The following is a 1,856-nucleotide window of genomic DNA, read 5'->3' as shown; positions in this document are numbered from 1 at the left end:
CTCCAACTCCGCAGCCCACACCTGAGACTCAGCCATCCCCACCATGCCCGGACAACGACACCAACCAGCTCAGGACACGAACCGCTGCTGGAGTATTTAGACCCTTTGTCGTCTACGGGTGCTGACGCCTGGAATTTCGAGGCCCCATGTACGTCACCTGCTTTACCGTTAGGGCCGCTATGTGCTCGATGACACGGCTCTGAAGAACTTCGTCGATCCAAATGTGAACCATCCCATGCCTCCCCTTCTTGATCTTCTCTATTTCCCCATAACGTACAGATTCATGGATCGCAAACTTTGCCCTTTCGCCAGGGATTGTATCGAACGCAATCTCGGGTTCGAGCTTTCCGCCAAGTAGGGAATCGGGGCCCTCGTATAGGAATTTCCCGTCCGCCCCGTGGATGAGAATAAACCCCTCCCACCCCTGAGGCTGGTAGTACTGGAAGGTAACCCTACGTCCTACCGGAAGTTTATCTAGAACCTCCTTATTTGCCTTGCGCAGCTGGCGGGAAATTCTTGCGACATCAGCAGACGAAATGCGGCGCTTATCCTTAGTCTTCATAGTCTCGCGAACCACCTCAGTCCGCCCAGAAATTTCCTTGAGTAGATGTCCACAGTCTGTGAATTGCTCCACTGAGAGTTCCCTGGCAAGTATGATGCTATCGCCCCCCTTGGTCTTTGCGTATCCGTAGTACGGGTCTCCGAGGTCGGCATTTTGGGGTACGGTTACCCCGCTAATAGCTAGGAATGGCCCGTAACCCTCAGGTGTGTATACGGTGAAGTTAAACCATTTACCATTCGAATTCCGGAAGGCCTGCCTGTTGCGGGAGGCGATCTCGCCCTTCAGGTCATGATCCGTGTGGGATCCGACGGTCGACGGCTGCTCCGGAAGGTCATTCTCTTGCTGCTTGTATTCCTTGCCAGCATCTGCCTGCGGTCATAAACCGCCTCAACGTATGAGTCTCCCGCCGATTCAAAAATTTCAACCTCTCCTGAAAAACCAACCCTCTTCCTACCGGGCTGGTCTTCAGCAGCCCAGAGGCTATAGAACGTTTCTCGATGTAGATTCCCCAAAACTGCCTCGCTGTAGGTGGAGGCAGCTAGGACCTGCAAATCCCCTTGATGGCCTCCCGCAACAGCCCGCAAGGCAGACTCCAAGAAGACGTAGTTCACCTCGGCGCCAAAGAAATTGTGGGCACACTCCAGGGCCTCCTCGAAGCTGCCACGTGCCACGAGGAGGAGCCAGCACCACTGGTGCGGCGCGAAGCAAACCGTGTCAATCTGAAGCTGCCCCAAGGTTGCAAAAGGTAGGAGGTTGATTGCAATTTCCTGGGCGCTCTGCGGATACCCGGAGAGATCGTGAACAAATCGCTCGAGTTCCTCAATGTTGCAGCCACTCCACTGCATCTCTATACTGGCCGCCAGTACGGCTTCACTCCAATCACCTTCGGCAATATTCTGCAGCCATTTAAAATTTGCCATTTGCCTTACCTTGCTTTCTGGGCTTCTCTTGGGATTGAATTCTTGCAGGGGAGGGTATACCAAGAGAGCGGGATAGGGCGTCTGGAGGGGCGTAATTGGTTGCCCTTCTCGCCCGTATCGTTGGCATGGCCGGGCATTGTGACTTTTCAGCGTTGACGTTTTAGTAGGGCTTGGTCAGGTTGGGGCTGGTGCGGGTAGGCCGCGGTGGCAGTGGGGCAGGCGCCCGGTCCACGTCGCGAGGAGGTCTGTAGCTCGCGGACGACGCGGTAGAGGCTCCTTAGTACTCCAGCAGCGGTTCGTGTCCTGAGCTGGTTGGTGTCGTTGTCCGGGCATGGTGGGGATGGCTGAGTCTCAGGTGTGGGCTGCGGAGTTGG

2 protein-coding genes are annotated in these 1,856 nt (G+C 55.6%); both read right to left on the bottom strand.

The window, feature by feature from the left end; all coding sequences use genetic code 11:
* Positions 1 to 112 precede the first annotated feature (112 nt).
* Complete coding sequence (locus AB0D66_RS34510; protein WP_362311095.1) at positions 113 to 634, bottom strand: hypothetical protein; 522 nt, start codon at positions 632 to 634, stop codon at positions 113 to 115.
* A gap of 209 nt (positions 635 to 843) precedes the next feature.
* Positions 844 to 1,482, bottom strand: coding sequence for a hypothetical protein (locus tag AB0D66_RS34505; RefSeq protein WP_362311094.1), 639 nt, complete (start codon positions 1,480 to 1,482; stop codon positions 844 to 846).
* Between the last annotated feature and the right edge of the window lie 374 nt (positions 1,483 to 1,856).

The organism is Streptomyces sp. NPDC048270, assembly GCF_040652335.1.
Classification (GTDB): domain Bacteria; phylum Actinomycetota; class Actinomycetes; order Streptomycetales; family Streptomycetaceae; genus Streptomyces.
The sequence above is the reverse complement of the archived record's forward strand: the minus strand, read 5'-3'. Positions and strand labels throughout refer to the sequence as shown.

What these genes read in the sequence shown, in the direction of transcription:
- AB0D66_RS34505 (WP_362311094.1), bottom strand. Translation starts at nt 1,482, where the DNA reads ATGGCAAATTTTAAATGGCTGCAGAATATTGCCGAAGGTGATTGGAGT.